The sequence below is a fragment of the Cohnella baijiui genome (assembly GCF_020731285.1).
Lineage (GTDB): Bacteria > Bacillota > Bacilli > Paenibacillales > Paenibacillaceae > Cohnella.
The window spans coordinates 1-247 of the sequence record NZ_JAJFOW010000315.1; the positions used below are offsets into that span (position 1 = coordinate 1).

1 protein-coding gene is annotated in these 247 nt (G+C 49.8%); it reads right to left on the minus strand.

Features of this window, described 5'->3' with window-relative positions; translation table 11 throughout:
• Positions 1 to 247: AIR synthase-related protein (locus tag LKX83_RS32775; RefSeq protein ID WP_255655035.1), on the minus strand; the 247-nt coding region annotated here is incomplete at both ends.

Consider the following 247-nt stretch of genomic DNA (forward strand, 5'->3'; position numbering starts at 1 on the left):
GAAGAATACGCGGAATATTATCGTAGAACCCGCCCCCCGTAATATGGACAAGCCCGTTTACATCTACTTTTTCGAGTAACGCTAGGCATGATTTCACATAAATCCGCGTCGGCGTTAACAGCACGTCGCCCAGTCTGCCGCCAAGCTCCGCCACTTCTTCATGCAAAGATAGCCCGGCATCATCTAACAACACTTTACGCACCAATGAGAATCCATTGCTGTGTACACCGCTTGACGCCAACCCAAT